The sequence below is a fragment of the Gracilibacillus timonensis genome, assembly GCF_900086715.1.
GTDB lineage: Bacteria > Bacillota > Bacilli > Bacillales > Amphibacillaceae > Gracilibacillus > Gracilibacillus timonensis.
Map to the genome: position 1 here is coordinate 605,208 of NZ_FLKH01000010.1, position 22,214 is coordinate 627,421.

General features: G+C 38.0%; 25 protein-coding genes, 4 pseudogenes and 1 riboswitch. Of the genes and pseudogenes, 6 read left to right on the forward strand and 23 right to left on the reverse strand.

Annotated elements, in window-relative coordinates; translation table 11 throughout:
- Positions 1–175 precede the first annotated feature (175 nt).
- The 12 genes and pseudogenes from BN6556_RS06815 to BN6556_RS06860 all read right to left on the reverse strand — a co-directional run.
- Entirely contained in the window at positions 176–487 is a 312-nt protein-coding gene (locus BN6556_RS06815; protein WP_066188771.1) for a hypothetical protein, read from the reverse strand.
- Positions 475–771: a hypothetical protein gene (locus BN6556_RS06820; RefSeq protein WP_066188773.1), complete on the reverse strand. Its 297-nt coding sequence runs from the start codon at positions 769–771 to the stop codon at positions 475–477. Before BN6556_RS06820 ends, BN6556_RS06815 begins: the two co-directional genes overlap by 13 nt.
- Positions 772–833: 62 nt before the next feature.
- A complete protein-coding gene (locus BN6556_RS06825) occupies positions 834–1,343 on the reverse strand; it encodes a hypothetical protein (protein ID WP_066188777.1) in 510 nt (169 codons plus the stop codon).
- Positions 1,344–1,604: 261 nt separating this feature from the next.
- Positions 1,605–1,769, reverse strand: coding sequence for a hypothetical protein (locus BN6556_RS22275; RefSeq protein ID WP_162840589.1), 165 nt, complete (start codon positions 1,767–1,769; stop codon positions 1,605–1,607).
- Between the two features lie 63 nt (positions 1,770–1,832).
- Positions 1,833–2,393 (reverse strand): annotated as a pseudogene (locus BN6556_RS06830) (CPBP family intramembrane glutamic endopeptidase); the annotation flags it as partial.
- A pseudogene (locus BN6556_RS21525) lies at positions 2,378–2,562 on the reverse strand (MerR family transcriptional regulator); the annotation flags it as partial. The pseudogenes BN6556_RS06830 and BN6556_RS21525, both read right to left, overlap by 16 nt.
- A 48-nt stretch (positions 2,563–2,610) precedes the next feature.
- On the reverse strand, positions 2,611–3,141 hold the full coding sequence (locus BN6556_RS06835; RefSeq protein WP_066188780.1) for a DUF2812 domain-containing protein: 531 nt from the start codon (positions 3,139–3,141) through the stop codon (positions 2,611–2,613).
- 50 nt (positions 3,142–3,191) lie between these two features.
- A complete protein-coding gene (locus BN6556_RS06840) occupies positions 3,192–3,590 on the reverse strand; it encodes a PadR family transcriptional regulator (protein ID WP_066188783.1) in 399 nt (132 codons plus the stop codon).
- Between the two features lie 281 nt (positions 3,591–3,871).
- Positions 3,872–4,183: a type II toxin-antitoxin system RelE/ParE family toxin gene (locus BN6556_RS06845; protein WP_066188787.1), complete on the reverse strand. Its 312-nt coding sequence runs from the start codon at positions 4,181–4,183 to the stop codon at positions 3,872–3,874.
- Positions 4,173–4,457 carry a prevent-host-death protein gene (locus BN6556_RS06850; RefSeq protein WP_066188790.1) on the reverse strand — a complete coding sequence of 95 codons (285 nt, stop codon included), beginning with the start codon at positions 4,455–4,457 and terminating at the stop codon, positions 4,173–4,175. Before BN6556_RS06850 ends, BN6556_RS06845 begins: the two co-directional genes overlap by 11 nt.
- A 74-nt stretch (positions 4,458–4,531) precedes the next feature.
- Positions 4,532–4,783, reverse strand: coding sequence for a hypothetical protein (locus tag BN6556_RS06855; RefSeq protein WP_066188792.1), 252 nt, complete (start codon positions 4,781–4,783; stop codon positions 4,532–4,534).
- Positions 4,784–4,875: 92 nt separating this feature from the next.
- Positions 4,876–5,151 (reverse strand): annotated as a pseudogene (locus BN6556_RS06860) (NUDIX hydrolase); the annotation flags it as partial.
- Between the two features lie 168 nt (positions 5,152–5,319).
- On the opposite strand from BN6556_RS06860, the gene BN6556_RS06865 reads away from it, so the two are divergent.
- A complete protein-coding gene (locus BN6556_RS06865) occupies positions 5,320–6,021 on the forward strand; it encodes a type IV toxin-antitoxin system AbiEi family antitoxin domain-containing protein (RefSeq protein ID WP_066188796.1) in 702 nt (233 codons plus the stop codon).
- Positions 5,975–6,877 carry a nucleotidyl transferase AbiEii/AbiGii toxin family protein gene (locus tag BN6556_RS06870; RefSeq protein ID WP_066188797.1) on the forward strand — a complete coding sequence of 301 codons (903 nt, stop codon included), beginning with the start codon at positions 5,975–5,977 and terminating at the stop codon, positions 6,875–6,877. Before BN6556_RS06865 ends, BN6556_RS06870 begins: the two co-directional genes overlap by 47 nt.
- Positions 6,878–7,070: 193 nt before the next feature.
- Here the strand turns inward: BN6556_RS06870 and BN6556_RS06875 are convergent.
- Positions 7,071–8,227, reverse strand: a protein-coding gene (locus tag BN6556_RS06875; RefSeq protein WP_205410313.1) for an IS3 family transposase whose coding sequence is annotated in 2 segments (ribosomal slippage) — positions 7,071–7,969 and positions 7,969–8,227 — 1,158 coding nt in all. Because the reading frame shifts where the segments join, the coding sequence is not laid out codon by codon here.
- Between the two features lie 223 nt (positions 8,228–8,450).
- Positions 8,451–8,846 carry an NUDIX hydrolase gene (locus tag BN6556_RS06885; protein WP_392388586.1) on the reverse strand — a complete coding sequence of 132 codons (396 nt, stop codon included), beginning with the start codon at positions 8,844–8,846 and terminating at the stop codon, positions 8,451–8,453.
- A 165-nt stretch (positions 8,847–9,011) separates the two neighbouring features.
- On the opposite strand from BN6556_RS06885, the gene tnpA reads away from it, so the two are divergent.
- Both tnpA and BN6556_RS06890 read left to right on the forward strand, forming a co-directional pair.
- Positions 9,012–9,410: an IS200/IS605 family transposase gene (tnpA, locus tag BN6556_RS21530; protein ID WP_078059975.1), complete on the forward strand. Its 399-nt coding sequence runs from the start codon at positions 9,012–9,014 to the stop codon at positions 9,408–9,410.
- 5 nt (positions 9,411–9,415) lie between these two features.
- Entirely contained in the window at positions 9,416–10,492 is a 1,077-nt protein-coding gene (locus BN6556_RS06890; RefSeq protein ID WP_066188806.1) for an RNA-guided endonuclease InsQ/TnpB family protein, read from the forward strand.
- A 249-nt stretch (positions 10,493–10,741) separates the two neighbouring features.
- Here BN6556_RS06890 and BN6556_RS06895 read toward each other — a convergent pair whose 3' ends face one another.
- The 9 genes and pseudogenes from BN6556_RS06895 to BN6556_RS06935 form a co-directional block, all read right to left on the reverse strand.
- Positions 10,742–11,056 carry a DMT family transporter gene (locus BN6556_RS06895; RefSeq protein WP_066188808.1) on the reverse strand — a complete coding sequence of 105 codons (315 nt, stop codon included), beginning with the start codon at positions 11,054–11,056 and terminating at the stop codon, positions 10,742–10,744.
- Complete coding sequence (locus BN6556_RS06900; RefSeq protein ID WP_066188810.1) at positions 11,056–11,400, reverse strand: DMT family transporter; 345 nt, start codon at positions 11,398–11,400, stop codon at positions 11,056–11,058. The genes BN6556_RS06895 and BN6556_RS06900 overlap by 1 nt, the downstream gene beginning before the upstream one ends.
- 87 nt (positions 11,401–11,487) lie before the next feature.
- Positions 11,488–11,587: riboswitch (guanidine-I (ykkC/yxkD leader) on the reverse strand.
- A gap of 78 nt (positions 11,588–11,665) precedes the next feature.
- A complete protein-coding gene (locus tag BN6556_RS06905) occupies positions 11,666–12,229 on the reverse strand; it encodes a Uma2 family endonuclease (protein ID WP_066188812.1) in 564 nt (187 codons plus the stop codon).
- Between the two features lie 265 nt (positions 12,230–12,494).
- Positions 12,495–12,838: pseudogene (locus tag BN6556_RS22470) on the reverse strand (topology modulation protein); the annotation flags it as partial.
- A gap of 7 nt (positions 12,839–12,845) precedes the next feature.
- The gene (locus BN6556_RS06915; RefSeq protein ID WP_066188815.1) at positions 12,846–13,232 is read right to left on the reverse strand and encodes a histidine phosphatase family protein; all 387 of its coding nucleotides are present in this window, start codon (positions 13,230–13,232) and stop codon (positions 12,846–12,848) included.
- A gap of 41 nt (positions 13,233–13,273) precedes the next feature.
- Positions 13,274–13,738, reverse strand: a complete 465-nt coding sequence (locus tag BN6556_RS06920) for an NUDIX domain-containing protein (protein WP_066188818.1) — start codon at positions 13,736–13,738, stop codon at positions 13,274–13,276.
- A 169-nt stretch (positions 13,739–13,907) separates the two neighbouring features.
- Positions 13,908–14,408 carry a hypothetical protein gene (locus tag BN6556_RS06925; RefSeq protein ID WP_066188821.1) on the reverse strand — a complete coding sequence of 167 codons (501 nt, stop codon included), beginning with the start codon at positions 14,406–14,408 and terminating at the stop codon, positions 13,908–13,910.
- Positions 14,409–14,769: 361 nt separating this feature from the next.
- Entirely contained in the window at positions 14,770–17,451 is a 2,682-nt protein-coding gene (locus BN6556_RS06930; RefSeq protein ID WP_066188823.1) for an alpha-mannosidase, read from the reverse strand.
- Positions 17,452–17,529: 78 nt separating this feature from the next.
- Entirely contained in the window at positions 17,530–18,822 is a 1,293-nt protein-coding gene (locus BN6556_RS06935; protein WP_066188825.1) for a glycoside hydrolase family 125 protein, read from the reverse strand.
- 154 nt (positions 18,823–18,976) lie between these two features.
- On the opposite strand from BN6556_RS06935, the gene BN6556_RS06940 reads away from it, so the two are divergent.
- Together BN6556_RS06940 and BN6556_RS06945 are read left to right on the forward strand one after the other, a co-directional pair.
- Positions 18,977–20,029: a GntR family transcriptional regulator gene (locus tag BN6556_RS06940; RefSeq protein WP_066188827.1), complete on the forward strand. Its 1,053-nt coding sequence runs from the start codon at positions 18,977–18,979 to the stop codon at positions 20,027–20,029.
- Positions 20,030–20,040: 11 nt separating this feature from the next.
- On the forward strand, positions 20,041–22,182 hold the full coding sequence (locus tag BN6556_RS06945; RefSeq protein WP_066188830.1) for a GH92 family glycosyl hydrolase: 2,142 nt from the start codon (positions 20,041–20,043) through the stop codon (positions 22,180–22,182).
- Positions 22,183–22,214 lie beyond the last annotated feature (32 nt).

Sequence of the window (22,214 nt, forward strand, 5' to 3'; positions counted from 1 at the left end):
CCCCTTTCCCATATTTCTCCCCAGTATATAAGTTAGAGTTGACTTTAAGGCAACCTTTTACTTCAACATTTAGATTACCATTCATTTTTTTAAAAAAATCAATCGATTGTCTAAATATTTCACACAGAAAGGCACTCCCTCTTATTCTGTTCCAACCTCCTATATTTCAACAAAATTATCTAAAATAGTTAAACCGGCTTATTTCTTCAAAAGCTTGAAGTAAATCATCATAAGAGTATGTAAAGTCACTATCTATCCATTTCATCAGAATATTCCACATTCCACCAGCATTAAAAGCTAAAGCAAATTCCATGTTTTCTTCGCTTATAGAATAGGTGAATTTGTCTTTAGTCATGCGATGAATAGAAGGCAAATGTTTATTAAACGTTTTCAAAAGCAAACTGTCTACATCATTTTTCCGAATCATGGTGATAAAGTCGATATGCTCTATCCAAAATGCAATAAAGATTTTCGCTACTTTCCCCATGTCCATATTTTCTCCAGGCCTACCTTCCCTTTACTAGATACCAGTTTCACTTCATGAAAAAAAGGCGCTAATTCCGTTTTAACTTGTTCTAAAATAACTTCATCAGTAATTGGTATATACATAAGCCCGTTTATTTGATTTTTTGTCATACGCAAGAAAAAATGGGTGACGATTGTTTCTTTTGGTTCATTACATAGGGTTAGTTTGTTTATCGAAAAATCAAGCCCAAAATAATTCCCATTTTTTTCACCCTTAATCTTCGGCACTTCTTGTAACCATTGCATACAAAATCTCCTTATCTTTTTTAATTTGTCCATTCATTTTAAAAGTAGTTTGTAAATCGTTATCAATTGGTTGAAATAGCGCTAATCCTTTTGCGTTTTGTAACAACAAGATAAACTGTTAACAGGATACAAACTAATAATAACAAGTGAAACATCGTATGGAGTGTATTCGGTACGATTCCGTTTATAACCGGTAAAAAAGCATGGGTATTGCCAAACATCGCGGTATATCCTTCTACTTTTTCCTCTGCACCAATACCAAATAAATACGGAATCCACCACGACATAACCGCTCCTAGCAAGATACATGAGGGATGAACGATCAGCCAAATTCTCGCCCAAATAGGATATTTTTTCCCTGCAAAAAAGAGGAGGCCTGCCATTAAAAGCACAATTTGAACAACACCAATCAGGGTAACGATTAATATTTCATTCATGGATCGCTCCGAAGTAATAGCTGCCACATCATTTAACCGCCCTAAAGGCACCAAGTCCTGAACAATCATAAATAACAATATTGCGGTATATCCTCCAATCAGCAATTTCTCTGCAAAAAGCAATTCCTTTTGCATGCAACTCCTCCCATTCTCTTACTGCAATTAGTTGGTCTCCAACACCTTATAGCTATCATATCGTATGCGTGACTAATTAATAATGGACTTCAGCAGTATTGTAGGCTAGGCCTTGAGGCTTATTTAGTAAGATATGGAAGGCATGTGGTATTATACGAGTATCAAATACCCCATACCATAACAAGATATTTCAAATCGGCTACAAAACCTAGATAATTGCAGGAAATATTAAAAATCTATAACTTTCCTTAACACACCATTCTATTCCTGCCCTCTCTTCTCCACAAATAACAAGATAAATGTGGCGACAGGGCCTAATACAAGAGATAATAAAAACCAGTTTAATCCTGTCCTGTTTTTCCCTTGTGCAAGTGCCGCATTGATCAGCGACAGAGTGCCCCAGCCCACAAAAAATTGATTATCCATTAATGTTCCTCCTCCTTCAGCAGATACATAACCTATTGATCTTCTGCAGTCACTAACTCTCTTTCATACAAAACATGCCTTCGGATTAATAAGCATGAGGACAACGGCGGTTACTGCATAAAAAATCGCATTATACATCATGATATCAATCACGGCCCAATTTATGATACCAGCAAAGAAATTAAACAACTGATGGATCATAATGGGGACCATTAAATTCTGATTTAAGTTATAGAAGGCGGTCATGACGATCTTAGTCGCTATAATCGCCACCATAAAACATAGAATATATTGAATCAACTCCACACCCATAAATCCGGTAGTAAACCAGATAGGCAGATGCCACATTCCCCACCAGAATCCTATGATGATGGATGCCATTAAGGACGAATATTTCTTTTGAAGCTCGATTTGGGCAAAGCCTCTCCAGCCTAGTTCTTCTCCTAGTGGTCCTGCCAGAAGGTTTGTCATAAAGAAATAAAACAACATTCCCCCTGAAGAAATAGTAAAAACAGAGTGGGCTTCACTATCCCTAGATACCAGCAGTAAAACCATCAAGCATAGAATAATTTGAATCACTATGGCTATAACAATCACAGAGAATTTGATTTTATGTTTAAATTTAGCTCTCGATAGAAATTTACGGTGATCACATCATATATATCGAAATGACTGTATTTTCTATAGCCATTTTCCTCCTCCTGCTTCAGATTTACTAATTCCTTTTCTTCGTAAAACTTCAATGTATCTCGAGATACACCTAAAAATGTAGTGACTTGCCAATGGTATACATGGTATCCTCCTCGCGTCACTGCTTGCTTTTGTAGCCTTCATTTCTCTTTTAGGCTAGCTCCCTCAGTTTTTTACGATAGGCAAAGTAAGGCATGCTGGTAAACACTAGAGGAATAAGCGTCATTCCAAAAATAACAGCTAATATCACACTAATAAAATGAAGTAGCGCAAAATATTCTGCCAAGGCAAGTAGTAACACACTTCCCAGGACAATGGTAAAAAAATGCACGGCATACTTGCCACAAAATCGTTTATCCTGTTCAAAACGTTCACGCAAACTATCCTTATCTGAGTAAATTGGTTTTGTACCTGAAGGCGCGGAGAAATAATGGATATCCCCCATGGAATAAAGATGAGTCCAGCCTGCCTCTTTGAAAATCAAAAAGTAGTCTTCATCCGCATCTTGCTGCGTATCAACCGAATAGATAAGGTCTTGAGGTTCCCCTTTTCTCAAGCGGTACCCTAAAAACTGATTCCCTGTTAAAATCCATCCTTGCTTCGCATAATCACTCAATCGTTCCATATCTTTTTCTTCGCCAAAGGCCAATCCTTCACTTGGCATATATTTATATTTTGTCATGTCTTTACGCTCCCTTGTTAGCTTGCTGTATATTCGTTCCTTCTAACGGCTTACTCCGGCTTATAAGCAGGATCAAACGAAGAAGTCGCAGGAGTATCCATTTTGTATTCACGCTTTTTCTCTTTCCTTTGACTTAAAACCTCTTCACCGTGTGCTACCATCTGGCGCCTATGCTCGATCGCTTTTTCCAGTAAGGCAACACCTGATTCTGTCGCTATATATGTCTTGCGCTGGGGAGTGGAATCCTCTGATTGCACAATCAATCTTGCTTTTTCGAGTTTCTTTAGTGTGGTATACATCGAAGCTGGGCCTACAGTAAATTGATTATCTGTTAATGTTTCAATATTCTTCATAATCAGATAGCCATGCTTCGCTTCCAACACAGATAATAAAATGTAAAAGGCTGTATCCGTTAATTCACCTGATTCCAAAGCATCTGAACGAGCCATGTCTTTCCTCCTTCGCTATATCATTTATTGATACATAAGGCAAGTAGCTTTTCTAACATTGTCAGTTAACTATAAAAATAACCACCGCTAGCTTTATTAAGCCTAGCAGTGGTTCCTTTTGTTCATTATAAATTTTGTGTTGTGATCTTTGAAAAGGTTATTGCACTGGCGTTAATCATGACGAATAATCTAACTAATGACATTACACTTCTATTTTTCTATAAAAAATAGAAGTGTAAAGTAATTTATTTTTATGTATAAATATGGTATAGCTAAAACTATTAAAGCAAATTGTGGTATTCTCTTCTTCCGTCAACTATGGCATAAATAATAATGGTCTGTTCTGTATCATTAATCTTATAAAAGACAAGAGGCCGCTCTACAATTACTACTCTATACCCATGCTTTTTTAAAACCGAATACCTCGGCTCACTACCCGACTTAGGAAATTTTCGAAGGCAATGAATAGCGCCTTCGATTTTATCCAAATATGCTAGTGCGATATCTTCATTTCCAGAATCATCAGCAATATAAAAGATAATATCACGGAGTTGATCTTCTGCCTTATCCGTTCTTAGTATTTTATACTCCATTTGTTTTCCTTTCCAATAAAGATGTACGAAGATCATCAAATGAATGCTGCATTGGTGCTACACGTTCATTTTTCACATCTTCTTCAGCATCTGCAAGTGTTCGAAGTAGTTCTAACTCCGCTTTCATTTGATAATAATCCTGCAAACCTAGAACTGCTGTATCACCTCTTCCTTTTACGATCATAATTACGGCATTTCTAGAATTTTTGCAATAATTAGATATCTTATTATAATGATTTCGAAGATCTGCTGACGGCCTAATATCTTCACCCATGGTATCACCTCTTCTCAAAGTGTTAATCATATGATAATATGACTAGGAAGTGCAATAAGCATGAACAACTATCTCTATGACCAGCAGACTTCCTTGATCTCATAGTCTTCCGAGGAATCTGCCTCCCCTGTTAAACACGCAAAACAGCTTTGGTAGGCAACCGCACTACCAATCGCCCAGATTTCCTGACCACATCTCCTGCATTTTTCTCCGTTTTTCTTATCTTGAACTGCCTGTTTCAAGCTTTTTCTTAATTGTTTTGGATCTGTATCAGGATTTCCTTTGCAATGTTTTTTTACATAATCTTCTATCGACATTGGTTGCATTACTGTTGCTCCCCTCTCCATGTTCCGCTTTATTTTATCGCAATTCTTTAATGATGAAAAATATTTCTTATGCAAGAACAGCCTCCGTTAAATCAGCCCTGAAATGTATATGGAGAAGACGCTTCAAGTATACTTTCTACCCCATCAGGATGGTAAGGCATGAACTTATTTGCGGTTTGCACATCCACCCATCGGATCTCCGATATTTCCTCTTCATCTTGAATCAAAGGAGTTCCATCTATTATTTTGGCTGTAAACGTAAAAAAGATGGCATGATGGCCCTTTTCTATAAAAACAGCTTCATTCACTGCAGCAATTTTCTCAACTCGCACGGTTAAACCTGTCTCCTCTTTTACTTCTCGAATAACCGCTTGCCTTGATGTTTTTGCAACAAATTATCACGAAGATTTTTTCTCCTAAGATCTGATAAAGAAAAACCTTGTGTGTCAAGGGTCTCCGTTATGTCCTTGTAATAATTATTCAAGAATGCAGGATATAAAGATGCTTATTGCACATATTAAAAGAAAAATCCAAGAATGATGAAAAATTCTGCTATCGAATGTTGTATTGAACGTGAATTATGGTATAATGATATTGAGGTGAGTCGCATGATTCAACAAAGATTAAAAAGTGTATTTGAAGTTAATAACGGCATCTTAACTACGCAGATGGCAAAAGATTATGGCATCAATGATTCCACTCTTAGAAAAGCAATTGAGCGAAAAGATATCCAAAAGCATTCAAGAGGTATTTATTTGTTGGACAACGTTTATTTTGATGATTTGTACATTCTCCAATTGCAATACCCTGGAGCTGTATACTCACATGAAACAGCTGTTATGTTGCATACATTGTCTTCTTATTCACCATTTGTGTATCATGTGTCCTTTTTAAGAGGTTACCATTTAACCACTGCGGAAGAGCAACATATCAAACCCTACTACGTTTCAAAAAAAGAATGGAACGATGAATATGTTGAACTAATGGATAGTTGGGATTCCAACCCATTAAGAGTAACAAATTTAGAAAAAACAGTTGTGGATATGCTGCGACATAAAAAGCCGATGCCAGGTATTATTGATGAAATGATTAACGATTATATTACTAGAAATGATAAGAATTTGGAAAAGTTGATTGATTACGGCGTTCGTTTTAATGTTTTAAATATTATAAGAGAGAGGATTTTGCCGTTTGTTAAGCCAACAAAAAATGAAAAATTTAATAAGGCAAAAATCTAAAGAATCAAAACTGCCTGTACAACAGTTATATGGATTATATGCAATGGATCGATTAATTCTGAAATTGAGCAAGTCTTCCTACGCTGATCATTTAATTGTTAAAGGTGGTTTTCTTTTAACTACAGATCTTGGTATTTGCATGAGAGCAACTAGGGATTTAGATTTTACACTTAGGGATGCTATCCTTTCCAAAGATACATTGAACGAATTAATTGATGTGATTAATTTTACAGAAGACAATAGTAATGAATATTTTAAAGTTAGTAGTATGAGTGAAACAAGAGAAGACTTTGAGTATAATGGATATAATTTAAAGATTGATTATTACAATGGAAGTACAAAGATCCCAATAAATATCGATCTTACAACAGGGGAGGATTTAATTGGTGTAACTGATAAGAAAAACTTTAAATCAATTTTTTCTGATGAAGAGTACATCTTAAGTAGTTATTCTCCAGAACAAATAATTATTGATAAATTCTATACTTTATTAGCTTATGGTGAACTTGATGATACCAACTCCAGGATGAAAGATTACTATGATTTATATATGTTAACAAAAAGGAATGATGAGATCGATTCAGGAAAGGTTTTATCTGGACTTAACAAAACGATGAAGCAGCGTAAAACCTTCATTGAAATCGGAAATTATGATGAGATTATTGACTATTTAAGAGAGTCGAATAATCAAAAAGCATTATGGGCAACTTTTGTCGAGAGTAATCCTTATATTGAAAGCATTAGTTTTGCTGAAGTGATGAATCAAATTGAATGGTTCTCAAATAAGCTTGAGCACACTTATCAAAAAGGGATTATTCATAAAAAGAATAACGATCCTGAAAGACATGGATTTTAAGACTTTTGCTTCTAAGCACTTTTACTATTACGTAATTAACTTTTAATGATAGAAAACTGGATCTATGTCAAGAAATTGGACACTAGAAATGGTGAATTTCTTCAAATTCCTACCGCACTCCGTTTGCTTCCCTCTGTGTTAAAAGAAGGGGAAGTTCGCCCCTTCCTTTAACACAGAGGCTAATTACGCTTTTCTATGAAGCTATTTTACGTAGATACATTTTTTCATACGCCATTGGTGACATATATCCAATGGTGGAGTGAATTCGCTTGGAATTATAAAATGTCATGATGTAAGAAAAGATACTACGCTTTGCTTCTTCTCGGCTTTGATAATCTTCATGAAAGATTAATTCCTTCTTGATCACGCTATGAAACGACTCGATACATGCATTATCGTAACAGTTGCCTTTCCGGCTCATGCTTGTGGTGATATGATGTTTTCTTAAAAGCGCTTGATACTCTTTAGCCGCATATTGGCTACCTCTATCGGAATGGTGAATTAATCCTTTTTGCGGCGTTTGCTGATTAATGGCTCGTCTTAAAGCGGTGAGTGTTAATTCTTTGGTCATTCGATGACTCATGGCCCAACCAATAATCCTTCTGGAAAACAAATCCATGATGGTCGCTAAGTACAACCATCCCTCTCTGGTCCAAATGTACGTGATATCGCTTACCCATACTTGTCCTGGTTTATCTGCCCGGAAATCTTGATTTAATAAATTCGGATAGACAGGATGCGAATGTTTGGAGTTCGTTGTCGCCTTATATTTCTTCATTGTTTTCGAACGTAAACCATTTTCCTTCATGATACGAGACACTGTTTTTGGAGAAACAGGTACCCCTTCATTGCGTAAAACCTGTGTGATTTTAGGACTGCCATATCTTTTTTTGGATGCGATAAATATGCGTTTGATTTGAGCTGTTAGCTTTTGTTTACGTTTAGATTGATCGCTGACAGGGCGATCTCTCCACTCATAATAGCCACTCTTAGAAACACCTAATACTTGGCACATCTTCTCTACACGAAATTCGTGGTGGTGTTCTTGAATAAATCCATAGATTACTTCGGCTTTTTTGCGAAGATGCCCATAGCCTTTTTTAAAATAGCTACCTCCTCTTCCAAATCACGAATCCGTTTATCTTTTTCATACCCAGCTTGATCTTTGGGACTGCGATTACCGCTTCCTACAAAGCTATTCTCTTGGTCCTCCTTGTACCTAGCTACCCATTTTTGCAGCGTCTGGGGAACTAAGTCTAATTCTCTTGCCACTTCGGCTGCTTTCCTTCCATCTTCCACTACTAATTTTACTGCATATACTTTAAATTCTTTATCATATCGTTTTGCCATGTTAGACACTCCTAGAGATTATTATATTTAGTATAAAAATCCCCATTTGGTATGTCCAATTATTAGACTATCATCAAACCACATAAAAAACCTTCTATATCAAAAATAGAGAGTTTTTTCTAGCCGAAGACGACCGTTTAATTTTTTATAACGCTTAAATATCTTTAATCAATAAAAAGGGGTTACTTGTACCCCTGCTTATACAAGAACAGCCTCCGTTAAATCAGCCCTGAAATGTATATGGAGAAGACGCTTCAAGTAAACTTTCTACCCCATCAGGATGGTAAGGCATGAACTTATTTGCGGTTTGCACATCCACCCATCGGATTTCCGATATTTCCTCTTCATCTTGAATCAAAGGAATTCCATCTATTATTTTTGCTGTAAACGTAAAAAAGATGGCATGATGGCCTTTTTCCATAAACACAGCTTCATTCACTGCAGCAATTTTCTCAACTCGCACGGTTAAACCGGTCTCCTCTTTTACTTCTCGAATAGCTGCCTGCTCTAATGTCTCTCCCTGTTCGACTGCCCCGCCGGGAAGAGACCAGTCTCCACCATGATTATAAACCATTAGAATCTCATTCCCTTTACAGATTTTCCGAACGGGAAAGCCCACTACGGTGCGACAGCACCCCCTTTAGGGGTGGGATGAGAGTGAGGTCAGATACGGAGTGCCACTAAAAACCATAAGGTTTTGTGGTGCTTCAAGTATCTGAAAATTTCACTCTATATTTATGGTATATCCGTTGTAGTTTGTAAACGAAACTGATACAATGTGTATATGAACGAATACAGAAGAACAAACACAACCGTATCATTAATCAACTATCATTTTGTTTTTTGTCCCCGGTATAGAAGGAAAATATTCCTTCGTACTGATGTAGAGGAACGATTCAAACAATTAGTCCAAGAAATATGTGAAGAATTAAAAATCGTTATTGTCGCTTTAGAATGTGACAAAGACCATACCCACATGTTTCTGAACTCACTACCAACATTTAGCCCTGCTGCTATTATGGCAAAAATCAAAGGAGTGACTTCTAAAAAGTTGAGAGAGGAATTTCCTCATCTTCAACACTTGCCAAGTCTTTGGACGCGTTCCTATTTGGTATCTACCGCAGGAAATGTATCAAGTGAAACGATGAAGCGTTATGTTGAACAACAAAAAACAAGGGGGTGAATGATGTGTCACAGACAATAACGATAAAAGTTAAATTGATACCTACAAAAGAACAAGCTTCTATTTTGTCGGAAATGAGTAAAACGTATATTTCTGTAATCAATACGCTCGTTTCTGAAATGGTTGATGAAAAGAAAAGCACAAAGAAGTCAAGTAAAGATATTTCTGTATCTTTGCCGAGTGCGGTTAAAAATCAAGCAATCAAAGATGCTAAAAGCGTATTTAAAAAAGGGAAGAAGAGTAAGTACAAAGTTATTCCTATACTCAAAAAAACTGTATGTGTTTGGAATAACCAAAACTATTCTTTTGATTCTACGCACATTTCCATGCCGATTATGATGGATGGGAAAGCGAAGAAAATACCTATACGTGCCTTATTCATGGATAAGGATAACCGTAACATGGATTTGCTGAAACACAAACTAGGCACACTTCGTATCACAAAGAAAGCGAATAAATGGATGGCACAAATTTCTGTCACTATACCTACCGTTCAAGGAACAGGTTTAAAAGTCATGGGTGTAGACTTAGGTTTAAAAGTACCTGCTGTTGCTGTAACAGATGATGAAAAGGTACGCTTCTTTGGTAATGGCAGACAAAATAAATACGTGAAACGAAAATTCCGTTCTGAACGCAAAGCATTAGGCAAAAGAAAAAAGTTAAATGCTATTCGCAATTCAAAGGACAAGGAACAACGATGGATGAAAGACCAAGACCATCAGGTTAGTCGTGCCATCGTAAATTTTGCAAAAGATCATAGGGTTTCTGTCATTCGTTTAGAACAATTAGCGAATATTAGACAGACGGCAAGAACAAGCCGTAAAAACGAAAAGAACCTGCACAGCTGGTCATTCTATCGTCTATCTCAATTCATGGAATACAAAGCGAATTTAGAAGGTATTAAAGTGGAATATGTGAATCCTGCATACACAAGTCAAACATGCCCTACATGTTTTGAAAAGAATAAGGCACAAGATCGAAAATATACGTGTAAATGTGGATTCAAAAAACATCGTGATTTAGTCGGTGCTATGAATATTCGTTATGCACCTGTGATTGATGGTAACAGTCAATCAGCCTAAGATGCTATATGCACTGTCTTAGGAAGGGTAATGAGATACCCTCATCTTGAAGGCTGTTCAAAACAGAAATGGACTGCGAACGTTTAGTCATTCAAGAATCCCACCCGTTAAACCATAAGGTTTAGGGCTTGTGACTTTAGTCGTGGGAGTCTCAAGAAGCAACACATAAGCTACATCTATTCTTTTCATATTCGATCCCCTTTGCACTATTTTAGTCAACATGCAGTTATAAGCAGATTAACGATATTATCAAGTGATCATTTTAAGTCCAATCACGGAACCTAAAACAATGGCTATACACACCATCCGCTTCCCATCTTTTGATTCACCATAGAATATCATACCTGTTAATGCGCCGCCAACAACTCCAATTCCTGTCCAAATCGCATAACCTGTTCCCATCGGAATGAATTGCAAGGCATAACTCAGTAAAGCAAGACTGGATCCCAATCCCAAAACCAGCAATACGGCCGTCTGCCAATTCTTCTTTACAGCGAGTTGATTAATCATATCTACACCAAAAGTTTCCAATAATCCGGCTAAAATTAGAATAAACCAAGCCATTAGGATTCAGCCCCTTCCTCTGTTTGATGATCTGGTGTGACTAGCTTCAAACCAATTACTCCGCATAATAAGGTTGTTATAAGAATGATTTTCTCCCATTTGAATGCTTCTCCAAAGAAAATAATTCCGGCAATCACCGTACCAGCCGTCCCCAAGCCGACAAAGACCGCATAGACCGTTCCAGCTGGAAGTTCTTGCGCCGCTGAAATCATTAAATAATTACTAACGATGATGGCAATCACGGTGCCAATCCATGTCCAGATATCATAGGCGTGTGTCAGTCCAATTACCCAAAAGATTTCCAAAAAAGCTGCAATAAATACTCGCATCCAGTGTCGATTCATTGAAAATACCTCCTATTTTCTTCACTGCATCCCATTTTTGATTATAAAGCAAAATAAAAAGCCCAGAGAGATAACTGTAAATACAGTTTCTCCCAGGCTTTTATCCCTCCGTGGCACAGCGATTCACTGTGTGTTTTCTCTCGGTCCAGTCCAACATTCGAGTTGCGGAACCCTAGAAAACCTTTACTTCGTCTAATGTGATATCCATTATACACAAATTTATATATAATTCAAGTTGAGATGTTCCAAAGTGCACTGCTTGAGGTTATGCAAATAATTGCTCCATGTCTACTTCGAAGTTTGGCAGTATCGTGGACTGCACATTCCCTTTTTCTTTTGCAACTGCCTGTTGACGGTATTGTCCTGGTTCGTCAAGGACATACACTTGCACGGTTTGCAAAAGAGGATTTACCATCCAGTACTCTCTAACACCATACTGCATGTATAAATTCAGTTTAAACACTAAATCATGTGATTGATTGGAAGGGCTAATGATCTCAAAAATAATCGTTGGAACGCCAACATATTTATTTTCCTCAAAACCACTTTTATCGCATATGACAGACAAATCCGGGATCACTATTTTTGTTCCTTCCATTCCTTTATCTTTGAGTTCTATATCGAATGGAGCATGAAAAACTTCACACTCCGAACCTTCCAGACGTCTGAAGAGCTGTGCGTGCAACCTTGATGATATTCTTTGATGTTTGGTAGATGGCGATGGAGACATATAAACTAAACCATCCACATACTCGATTAATTGTTCTGATTCCTCGCGCAATTGGTAGAATTCTTCTAAGGTAATGGTTTTATTTTTGGGTAGACTCATTTTTTAACTCCTTCCCATATTGGAGATCTATCGTTCATTTGAGTAATAAGTATGTTTCATTTATCTCTCATTCCTTTTTATTTTATCACATAGTAATTATATAGCCAATCTGCACGGAGTTTTTGTATTAGTTATCTTTTAATCGGATGAAAACTATTCTGATGATAAAACCAACATTTCGTTAATCTTTCCATTGGGAATTCATCAAATTTCCTCCATACGCTAAGTATGCTCCGAGGTGCATACATATACCAAACACCTACTTTCAAGTTTTTTGAAAAATCGTAGTCTTTATTCGCTCCAAGAATTGCCTAACTTCTTTTGGAGACGTTAAGATAATAACCTCTTTTTCGTTTGAAAGCGAATTCAATTTTTCCAAAATAATAGGTCTCTTTGTGCTTCGATATTTCCATACCCATTGTAGAAACTCCAGCGAAATCCTTTCTTCACACCCTTCCCCCATATCAGGTCGGGTCTTATTTCTATATTGAATCCACCGCTTGATGACGCGATAAGTACAAATAGTACGAGAGATATCGAGAAAAATAATCGTGTCTGCTTTATGCAAGCGAATTTCCATTGTTCCCCGTAATTCCCGTCGATAATCCAGCTTTACTTATAAAACAGCATGAACACCTCTTTTTTGAGCAGCCCTGTTGGACTCGCCACCTTTCCATGCAAAATCATCATCTTGCCAAACCTTTATAATAGCTTGCTGAAAATCTTCCACCGTTTTTTCCGCCAATGTACGTTCTTTCAGTCCCTCTACTAGCTTCATTTCTTTATCTATATATTCTGCAATCCCTTCCACGGTTTGAATAGCGCGTTCGTATGGACTGGCATATACCTCATCAATAGCTTCTTTTTTTAGCAATGCCGTTACCATGCTTGCATCAGCAAATCCTTGTTCCGACAAAGGTCTGCCTAACTCATCTGGTGTATATGTCGAATGGGCATGTCGAACAAAATATAAATGGGTTTGCAAACGAATCCAACCTTCCATACCTATTTATTCTCGTTATTCTTTTATCGCAAATAATGGCATTAATTGATATCCCCCAAATAAACTGGCAACACCTTCCCAGCAACATGCTCCATGATACACTCCCGCATTGTCTGAGGATACAACCGATAGCTCAATAATTCTGATAACGGCAACCATTCCACACCAATTTGCCCCTCATCTGGAACGGTTCCATTACCTATATCGCTGCTTCCCTCCTTCATTTTACATAAAAACATATACTCCGTTTGGTGTACTTCTGCATCGAATGCAACATGCTCATGATTTTTCCCAATGTATTCCCGAATAAAGAGGAGGTCACCAATTTCTACACTCGCATTTATTTCTTCTATACATTCTCTCTTCAAGGTTTGATGAAGATTTTCTCCGTGCTCTTGACCGCCACCAGGTAAAAGATAATAGTAGCTGTCTTCATCCTGCTTCTTAATTGCTAACAATCGGTCATCCTGCATAATGATCGCTTTTGCCGAATTTCTGATTGGCATGTTCATCCCCCATTTCTTTTAGCAGGTATTTGCCTGCTACCCTTTTGTACTCATTTCGTGAACTTTCGTTATCAGTCACTCATTTAAAAACATCTCAGAAATTTGCAAGATATTGATTAGCGTCTGATCATTCACTTTTTTATGAGTTGCCACTCTAAAAGTTAACATTTCATTCCAAAAAATAATCAATGGATTTTATTAAAATTTTCTTACTATCATCTATCGTTCTACATCCTTTTGGCGGGGTGTCAAATACAACAAACAACTTGTGCGCTGCTTCCTTTTTCATTTTATAGTCAAGTTCCTGATAACTAATAGTCCCCCAAAATAGTGCTTCTAGTAAATACTGATTACCTCTTGGTGCTTGATGAAACCACCAAGATTCAAAATACTGAAATAATCTATCTAATGGTTGATTATTATCGTATGCAACAAAGAGACTTCTTAGATGTTTTTTATAATATTCCCATCCCCTTTGTATGTGGTTACCATCTATAAACATTTCTTCTAAACAAGCATTCCATACCTGAACTATACGCGTTTCAAACTCAGGATGAAAATAATCAACAGGGAAAAAATCAATGTGCGGGAATCTCTTTTGCTGATGAACATTATTCAAAAAAACTAAAAAATTCAATTCTTCCGGAACAATAATTGTGTAATTTTTCATGATTTTAACAATCCTCCTCCGATAATGTTATCTTATCATTGTATATAAAGGGAAAAAGCTATTCAAATAATGATAGAAGGTAAGACGATTGATTCCATCTAATTATTTTCTTCTAAGTACGGTATTAAGGTATAGGTTCTTTTTAATACGTATAAATGTAGCAAAAACCTGTGACAAGCAAGCCTTCGCTCGAATGATTTCCTGATAATACTTCGTTTGCTCCATTCGTGTAAATGAAGCAAGAGCACCTAATTCACTTATAAAAACACCCAACACATCGGTTAACCTTCCTTAAAGATAGTTTATCCGAGTGTTGGGTATTTTTCCATATCTATTTAGTTAAAGAACATATGACATCCTCTTAATCATTAACAAATCCGACCGTCCTAATCTCATAACCAGCTAGCTTGGTAGTATAGGTTTCATCCATTGGTTCTTCTAACAAGTTTAATAACACAGGTGTTTCTTCTGCTTTTTCTAATACAAGCTCCTGCTCATTCTCATCCATATTATAACCACGTAGTACGAGAGCTTTATCATGCTTACGTCGCTTTAAGGCAGTTGGAACAAACGTATTACCGGTTACTTCAACAAATTGTTTCGTCGCCGGTAATTTGCCTTCTTGAACCGGAACTTGTGCCACGGTAAATGGTACTTGTGCGGTATAAGCATGTTTGTATGTTTCATAGCGAGTTTCTGGTGCACCGTGAACTTCTACGCTATAGTTGAAGGTATGCTCACCCAAACACTGTGCTTCTGGTGTTGGGAAATAACCCCAATCCCCCATTTCCCTCACACAGCGCAATAAGGTGACCGCAATGGTTTCACTATCGACAATTTCGTATTCGTTTAAGCCATAGTTACCAACCGTCACACCGCGAATATCATCATGTAAATTAGCGAATGCATGTTGATGCTGTGGGTTGGTTGGGTTTTTCCAGCTTGCAGAAACTGTGTTAGGACGTTTGACCACTTCATAAATGCTGTCCGCTTCATGTGCTTCCACTTTTAATCCGGTTGGGAACAAAACGCGCAGGCGGTGGTCTTTCATTTGGTTGTCCAACGTTGTTTCAAGGTCCACTTTTTTACTATTTTTCGCGAGAGCAACCGTTGTTTCGATCGTTAATGGTGCTGTTTCCTGTGAACGTCCTGCTTTACGCGCCCTGAATTCAATCACCATTTGTTGCTCTTCATCTAATAAATCGTCTGCAGAAACAGGAATATCTATGCTATGGGTTAGTTTTACCACGGCTTTTTCTGCATGGTTTTCCAGCAATTCTACGGTAGCTTTTGTATCACTGGATAAAATGGCTTGATCACCTTCTGGTTGCTTGTAGATATATTCGTTGGCAATGTCGCCAGTGTCTTCGAAGTTCAACAAGCCATCTACCGTTGTCTGGTTCTCTTTATCCGTGATGGCTAATGTGCCGTTCTCCGCGATTTCCACCTTCACTAAGTCATTCTCTAAAACCGTACCATCTGCATTTGCCAACCCATCTTGCTCAATCGGCGCCGTCCCAGGTACCAAAGCAAAACTTTGCCATGAGAAGGCTGCTACATCACGTAAGGTTAAGCGAATGGTGACATAACGTTTCATATGAGGCACACGAAAACCATCTTTAGGTAAATCATAATCATAATGAACCGCTTCTGCAGAAATCTGAGCAGGGATAACTCGACCATTTTCATCTACCACGTGATAGCTTCCTGCTTCTTTTGCTGCTAAATCGCGATATAAAGAGGCCGGAGAGCCTTCCGCAAACGTTTTTCTTTCTAATTCTACATTGATGACTGCTTCACCGCTTTTTGCCAAACCATTTGTATTGAAGACGACAAACGGAAAGCTATCTTCTGGGAAAATTTTGGTATTCGTCTCTGTCTTCAACGCATTCACGGACTCTTCTGCAACATAACGCCCCACTTCATTAGCTCTCTCAAAACGAGATATCATACCACGATGAACATCATCGATGGAACAGCCGCAAATACTATCATGAGGATGATTTTGCATTAATGTTTTCCAGGCATAATCGAGTGTATCATGTGGATATTTTCCAGTGATATCATACGCCATGCTTGCTAAAGGTTCTGCAATATTTTCTAATTGACGTTGCACACGTGTATTCCACTGCTTTAAGTAGACACGGGCAGATGACGTATTCGCTAATGTATACCAGCCATCTGTCTCTTGACTAGTTAATTCACCCTCAACGGTACCTATATCTTCTGGCAAATCATTTTGCACGGCAGCTAAATAATCGGTAAAGTTGGAGTGGATGAATTCATAATCTGGATACAGCTCATTTGCTAAGGCAATGGCTTTTGTCACATCTTTTTGCACTGGTTGATGATCACAACCATTCATAAATAACAGATGATCGGTAGAAGCAAACTGTTCCACGTCTGCTAATTTCTGGTCCCAGAATTTGATTGCTGCTTCTTTTTCTGCTGGAATCTCATTCCCATTACTGTACCAATTAGCAAATAATAGACCGAAGATTTCCGATTGATCTGGCCCTTTCCACCTCATTTCCGAATAAGGAGAAGAGTAGGTTTCCGCTTCTAATACTTGGTTATCGAAACCGATTGGCTTCACACCACGACCAAAGGCAGCAGCTTCTAGACCTGCTTTTTGCATCATTTGTGGTGCTTGCCCCATGTTACCAAATGTATCTGGGAAGTAACCTAATTTAACTGGACTTCCCCATTTCTTACTTTCTTCCATTCCAATTAACATATTACGAACATTGGATTCAGAGCTAATGAGAAAATCGTCCTGCAGGATATAAAACGGACCGATATGTAATTTGCCATCCGTAATTGCCTGTTGTAGAGCTTCCTTTTTTTCTGGACGTACTTGTAAATAATCATCCAATAAAATGGTCTGGCCATCTAAATGAAAACTATTAAAATCCGGATCTGACGCAAAGATTTCTAATAAATCATCGATTAATTCCACTAACAGCATGTGATGTCTCTCAAACGGGATATACCATTCACGATCCCAGTGGCTATGCGAAATAATATAAACTTTTTTCTTCATTCGTAACTCCTCCTTGTATGTTTTATTTAATACGCTTTATACGGGTTCAAAAAGTTCGGTGGACTTTTTGAACAACCTCTATTTTTCTACACGAATATCAAAATAATCCATCACCAATTCACAGAACATCATATTCGCCCATGAGAACCATTCACGTGTGTATTGGTTCGGATCATCGACATGAAAACCTTCGTGCATCAAATGGGTGCCGGCATCCGTTGCCACCAATTGATTCAAAATACGTTCTTTTTCTGACTTATCATCTGTGGTCATGCCTTCCATTGCCATTGCGATTGGCCAGACATAGTTTTCCGGTGTATGAGAAGAACCAATCCCTTTCGCAAACTTGCCTTCATAGAAGTAAGGATTTTCATTACTTAATAGTGTTTGTCTTGTACGCAAGTATCGTTCGTCATTCATCGATCCATAGCCTAAATAAGGAGCAGAAATCAAGTTTGGCACATTACTATCATCCATTAACGAGGCATTACCTAAACCGTCTACTTCATAGGCATACACATCTTCACCGGCCTCATTTTTGGTGCGACCATGTTTTTCAATTCCTGCTTGAATGTCTTCGCGTAATTGTTTCGCTTTTGCGACAATGGAGGCATCATCGAGGATAGTACGAAATATTTCTTCAAGGTAACCCAAGATAACGACCGCAAACATATTGGAAGGAACTAAATAACCGCCACCTTCACATGCGTCATCGCTTGGACGGAAACCTGACCAAGTCATTCCGGTTGGCGCTACCTCCACACCTCGACCGTCATTTACTAACGTATCTTCTTTGCGACTTGTATCCCGTACAAAGTGATAAGCTGATTGGTTATGATCTTGCTCCACTTGAAAGACATGGAGGATTTTTTCCACACCGTTAACGAAATCTTCGTTAAATTGATCGGTACGACCTGTATTTTTGTATAACAAGTAAGCGAGTTGAACCGGATAAGCTAATGAATCGATTTCATATTTGCGCTCCCAAATCCAATCGTTCATTTCGGTATGGTCATTCTGGTGACCAGCTCCATTCGCCTCTTCGTTAAATGCGTTTGCATAAGGATCAATATTAATATAGAAGAATTGCTTTTTGACCAAGCCGCTAATCATCGCTGCTAAGTCTTCGTCTTCTTTTGCAACTACTAGATAAGGTCGTACTTGTGCGGTTGAATCACGCAACCACATGGCAGGTATATCACCGGTTAATAAGAACGTTGTACCATCTTCGTGACGGTTCACCGTCGTTAATAACGTATTGGCAAAAGCTGCATTAAAATTTCTTGCCCAATCTGAATGCTTTTCTCCACACATTTTGGTGATGTCATCCATAAACTTTTGAACAGAATTTGGTATATCATTATAAACCATTTGTTTTTACCTCCGATTATTTGATATATCTTATACACTCATCATTATACTTATTCTCGTTTGAAATGTCTATATTTTTTAAGAAAACGATTTATTTTTCTGTTCTCTTATGATACTATCAATAATATGATATATCATTTCAAGGAGGTACACATTGAAAGAACCACTATATAAAAAAATATTGGATGATTTAAAAAAGCAAATTTTTTCAGGTAATTTACCGCTAAATAGCCAGTTACCAACGGAAAAAGAATTGTCGGAGATATATAAAGTAAGTCGAATCACATCCAAACGTGCACTTAGTGAATTAGAACGTTTAGATTTGATATATCGTGTTCGTGGGAAAGGAAGTTTCGTTAAGGAAGTGCCCTCTCCAAACATCAAAAAGGATGCAACAAAAACGTCGCGAATTTTATTCCTCCTCCCATTTTTACATGATTTATCTCTTGGCAACTTTACCGACGGTTTATTACCCGTCATGCAAAAGCACCAAATGGAAGTGGTAATGGGAACACTTGAGGTCTTTACACAAAAACAGCCACATGAATTGATGGAGGAATACGATGGTTTGATTTATTATGCGGAGGATACGGATCAATACCTCAGTTCCTTAGTGGAATTATCATTAAAAGGACACCCTGTCATTTCTTTGGATAAAAAAAACTATGAATTAAATTTTCCAACTATCCTATCCGATAACTTTGCTGGCGGGCAGCTAGCCACTCAATTTCTTATGGACAACGGACATACACGCATTGCCTATTTATATAATCATTCCCATCTACCTCAATCTGTTCGCAATCGTTATATCGGTTATTTGACGACATTACATCGCGCGGATCTAACGGATTATACGGCTGCAATAGATGTTAAGAACGAGGACGGCGCTCTCTTGCGTTACATCAAGGAGCATCAAGTGACCGGATTCATTTGTGAAAATGATTTAATCGCCATGGAAGCTATGCGTTCGTTGAAACATGCTGACTATACTATCCCTGAAGATCTTTCCATTATTGGTTTTGATAATATTCAAGCTTCTAGTTTTGTCGATCCACCATTAACAACCGTCGCACAAGATTTTAAAAAAATTGGTCAGATTGCTGGTCAAACCTTGATTGAATGGATTGAAAATGACCAAATGCCATCGGATATCAAAGTACCTGTCACTTTTATCAAACGTGAATCTACAAAAAACGTGAAACAGTAAGGAGAAGACATATGCTTACACAAACCATTGACACACGCCATGGAACGGCCAATCAACATAGCTTTTCTAATGGAAACTGCTTACCCTATACCGGGGTTCCTTTTGGAATGAACTATTTTGCTGCTCAAACTACTGATCAAAAAGGAAGCTGGTGGTTTCATCCCGAAGATCGGATATTCCAAGGCTATCGGATTACCCATCAACCAAGTCCTTGGATGGGAGACTTTAGTTACCTTACGCTGACACCTGTCAGTGGAAATATAACGGAAACCAGCTTGTTTCACACGCAAAGTGGCTATCGGCCAGAAGATAGTGAATTCCGCCCAACGCATCTTTCTATTAACCAATTACGCTATCAAATACAATCCAAATTGGTGCCCAGTATGTATGGTGGGATCATGGACATTGATTATCAACAAACGAATAACGGTTTCTTAGTGACTTTACCAGGGAGATACAGCTACAAAGCCTTGGATGAACATACGTTAGCACTTGAAATAATTAATTTCGCTGATTGCGAAGATCCTGACTTTACTTTCTATGTCGTTCTATCCTTTGATTCGGCTTTTGAATTAGCAGAAAAAAATGGAGCCGGTGAACATGGTGCTATATTGCTTTCTTTTCACACGCAAAAGCAGATCGTGCGTATGGGCACTTCCTTTATAAGTCCCGCACAAGCTTTATTAAACTTGGAGCGAGAAAAAACGCAAACCTATGACGATTATTTAGAAAACAGCCGCCAATTATGGCATGAATTACTGACGCGAATTGAAATTGAACACCATGACCAAGAACAAATAGCGACGTTTTATCATAATTTTTATCGATTATTTTTATTCCCACAGACGTTCTATGAACGAGATGAAAATGATCAAGCGATCCATTATGATACATTAAATAAGAAGGTACGTCCTGGTGTGCTGTATACCAATAATGGTTTTTGGGATACGTACAAAACCGTTTACCCATTGTTTTCATTGATTGCTCAAGATAAATACGAAGAAATGTTAGAAGGATTCTTGAATAGCTATCACGAAACAGGCTTCTTGCCAAAATGGTTGTCTCCAGATGAACGAAATCTAATGCCAGGAACATTGATTGATGCCGTCATTGCCGATGCAGCCGTTAAAAATATTCGTCCTGATTTAATGCCTCCATTTCTGGAAGCCATGAAAACAGCAGCAACGACACAAAGCGAGGATCCGAATTATGGTCGCCAGGGTACACTAGACTATCTCAAGTATGGCTATGTACCAAGCAACTACCATGAATCTGTCAATCATACATTGGACTATGCATACAGCGACTTTTGCATCAGTCAAGTAGCGAAAACGCTTGGCAAAGACGATGATCAAGCATACTATAGCAAACAAGCATTAAATTATCGTTCGATTTTCAACCCAGAGTTCGGCTTTATGGTCGCCAAAGATAAAGATGGTCAGTTCATTAATGATTTCTTGGATATTCGCTGGGGAAGGGATTACGCAGAAGGCAGTGCTTGGCAAAGTAGTTTTGCTGTATATCAAGACTTTCGCGGCCTTATCCAGCAATTTGGTGGAGCAAATGCCTTTGAAAGCAAGTTAATTGAATTATGTAATCAAAAACCGATATTTGATGTTGGTGGTTATGGTTTTGAAATTCATGAAATGACGGAAATGGCCGCGGTGGAGTTTGGTCAGCTTGCCATTTCCAACCAACCAAGCTTTCACTACCCATTCTTGTTCAGCTATATTGGCAAGCCTGAAATGGCACAGCCCTTATTAAAACAATTAATGACACAAACCTTTCATGCAAGTACAATGGGATACCCCGGCGATGAAGATAATGGAAGTATGTCGGGGTGGTATCTATTCAATAGCCTAGGTTTTTATCCTGTGACACCTGGTACCGAGGAATATGTGTTAGGGATTCCCCTCTTTGATAAAGCAGCGTTGCATTTGTCGAATGGGGAAACACTGACATTAACGAGCAGCCCTAATCATCCGCAACAACAATTTGTCGAACAAATTTACCGGAATGAAGAAGCGTATACCAAGCTTTTCCTCAAGCATTCCGATATCATGAAAGGTGGCACGCTTCACTTTGATTTAGGTATTGTGCCGCATCCAAGAACCTACGCCAAAGAAGATTATCCATTTTCTTTAAGTAATTAACGTGTTTTTGATAAGACGGATAAAGCTGTTGT

Bases quoted from the DNA above. Each gene is read 5' to 3' on its own strand.
- BN6556_RS06815 (WP_066188771.1), bottom strand. From the start codon at position 487: ATGGGGAAAGTAGCGAAAATCTTTATTGCATTTTGGATAGAGCATATC.
- BN6556_RS06820 (WP_066188773.1), bottom strand. From the start codon at position 771: ATGCAATGGTTACAAGAAGTGCCGAAGATTAAGGGTGAAAAAAATGGG.
- BN6556_RS06825 (WP_066188777.1), bottom strand. From the start codon at position 1,343: ATGCAAAAGGAATTGCTTTTTGCAGAGAAATTGCTGATTGGAGGATAT.
- BN6556_RS22275 (WP_162840589.1), bottom strand. From the start codon at position 1,769: ATGGATAATCAATTTTTTGTGGGCTGGGGCACTCTGTCGCTGATCAAT.
- BN6556_RS06835 (WP_066188780.1), bottom strand. From the start codon at position 3,141: ATGACAAAATATAAATATATGCCAAGTGAAGGATTGGCCTTTGGCGAA.
- BN6556_RS06840 (WP_066188783.1), bottom strand. From the start codon at position 3,590: ATGGCTCGTTCAGATGCTTTGGAATCAGGTGAATTAACGGATACAGCC.
- BN6556_RS06845 (WP_066188787.1), bottom strand. From the start codon at position 4,183: ATGGAGTATAAAATACTAAGAACGGATAAGGCAGAAGATCAACTCCGT.
- BN6556_RS06850 (WP_066188790.1), bottom strand. From the start codon at position 4,457: ATGGGTGAAGATATTAGGCCGTCAGCAGATCTTCGAAATCATTATAAT.
- BN6556_RS06855 (WP_066188792.1), bottom strand. From the start codon at position 4,783: ATGCAACCAATGTCGATAGAAGATTATGTAAAAAAACATTGCAAAGGA.
- BN6556_RS06865 (WP_066188796.1), top strand. From the start codon at position 5,320: ATGATGAAAAATTCTGCTATCGAATGTTGTATTGAACGTGAATTATGG.
- tnpA (WP_078059975.1), top strand. From the start codon at position 9,012: ATGAACGAATACAGAAGAACAAACACAACCGTATCATTAATCAACTAT.
- BN6556_RS06895 (WP_066188808.1), bottom strand. From the start codon at position 11,056: ATGGCTTGGTTTATTCTAATTTTAGCCGGATTATTGGAAACTTTTGGT.
- BN6556_RS06900 (WP_066188810.1), bottom strand. From the start codon at position 11,400: ATGAATCGACACTGGATGCGAGTATTTATTGCAGCTTTTTTGGAAATC.
- BN6556_RS06905 (WP_066188812.1), bottom strand. From the start codon at position 12,229: ATGAGTCTACCCAAAAATAAAACCATTACCTTAGAAGAATTCTACCAA.
- BN6556_RS06915 (WP_066188815.1), bottom strand. From the start codon at position 13,232: ATGGAAGGTTGGATTCGTTTGCAAACCCATTTATATTTTGTTCGACAT.
- BN6556_RS06920 (WP_066188818.1), bottom strand. From the start codon at position 13,738: ATGCCAATCAGAAATTCGGCAAAAGCGATCATTATGCAGGATGACCGA.
- BN6556_RS06925 (WP_066188821.1), bottom strand. From the start codon at position 14,408: ATGAAAAATTACACAATTATTGTTCCGGAAGAATTGAATTTTTTAGTT.
- BN6556_RS06930 (WP_066188823.1), bottom strand. From the start codon at position 17,451: ATGAAGAAAAAAGTTTATATTATTTCGCATAGCCACTGGGATCGTGAA.
- BN6556_RS06935 (WP_066188825.1), bottom strand. From the start codon at position 18,822: ATGGTTTATAATGATATACCAAATTCTGTTCAAAAGTTTATGGATGAC.
- BN6556_RS06945 (WP_066188830.1), top strand. From the start codon at position 20,041: ATGCTTACACAAACCATTGACACACGCCATGGAACGGCCAATCAACAT.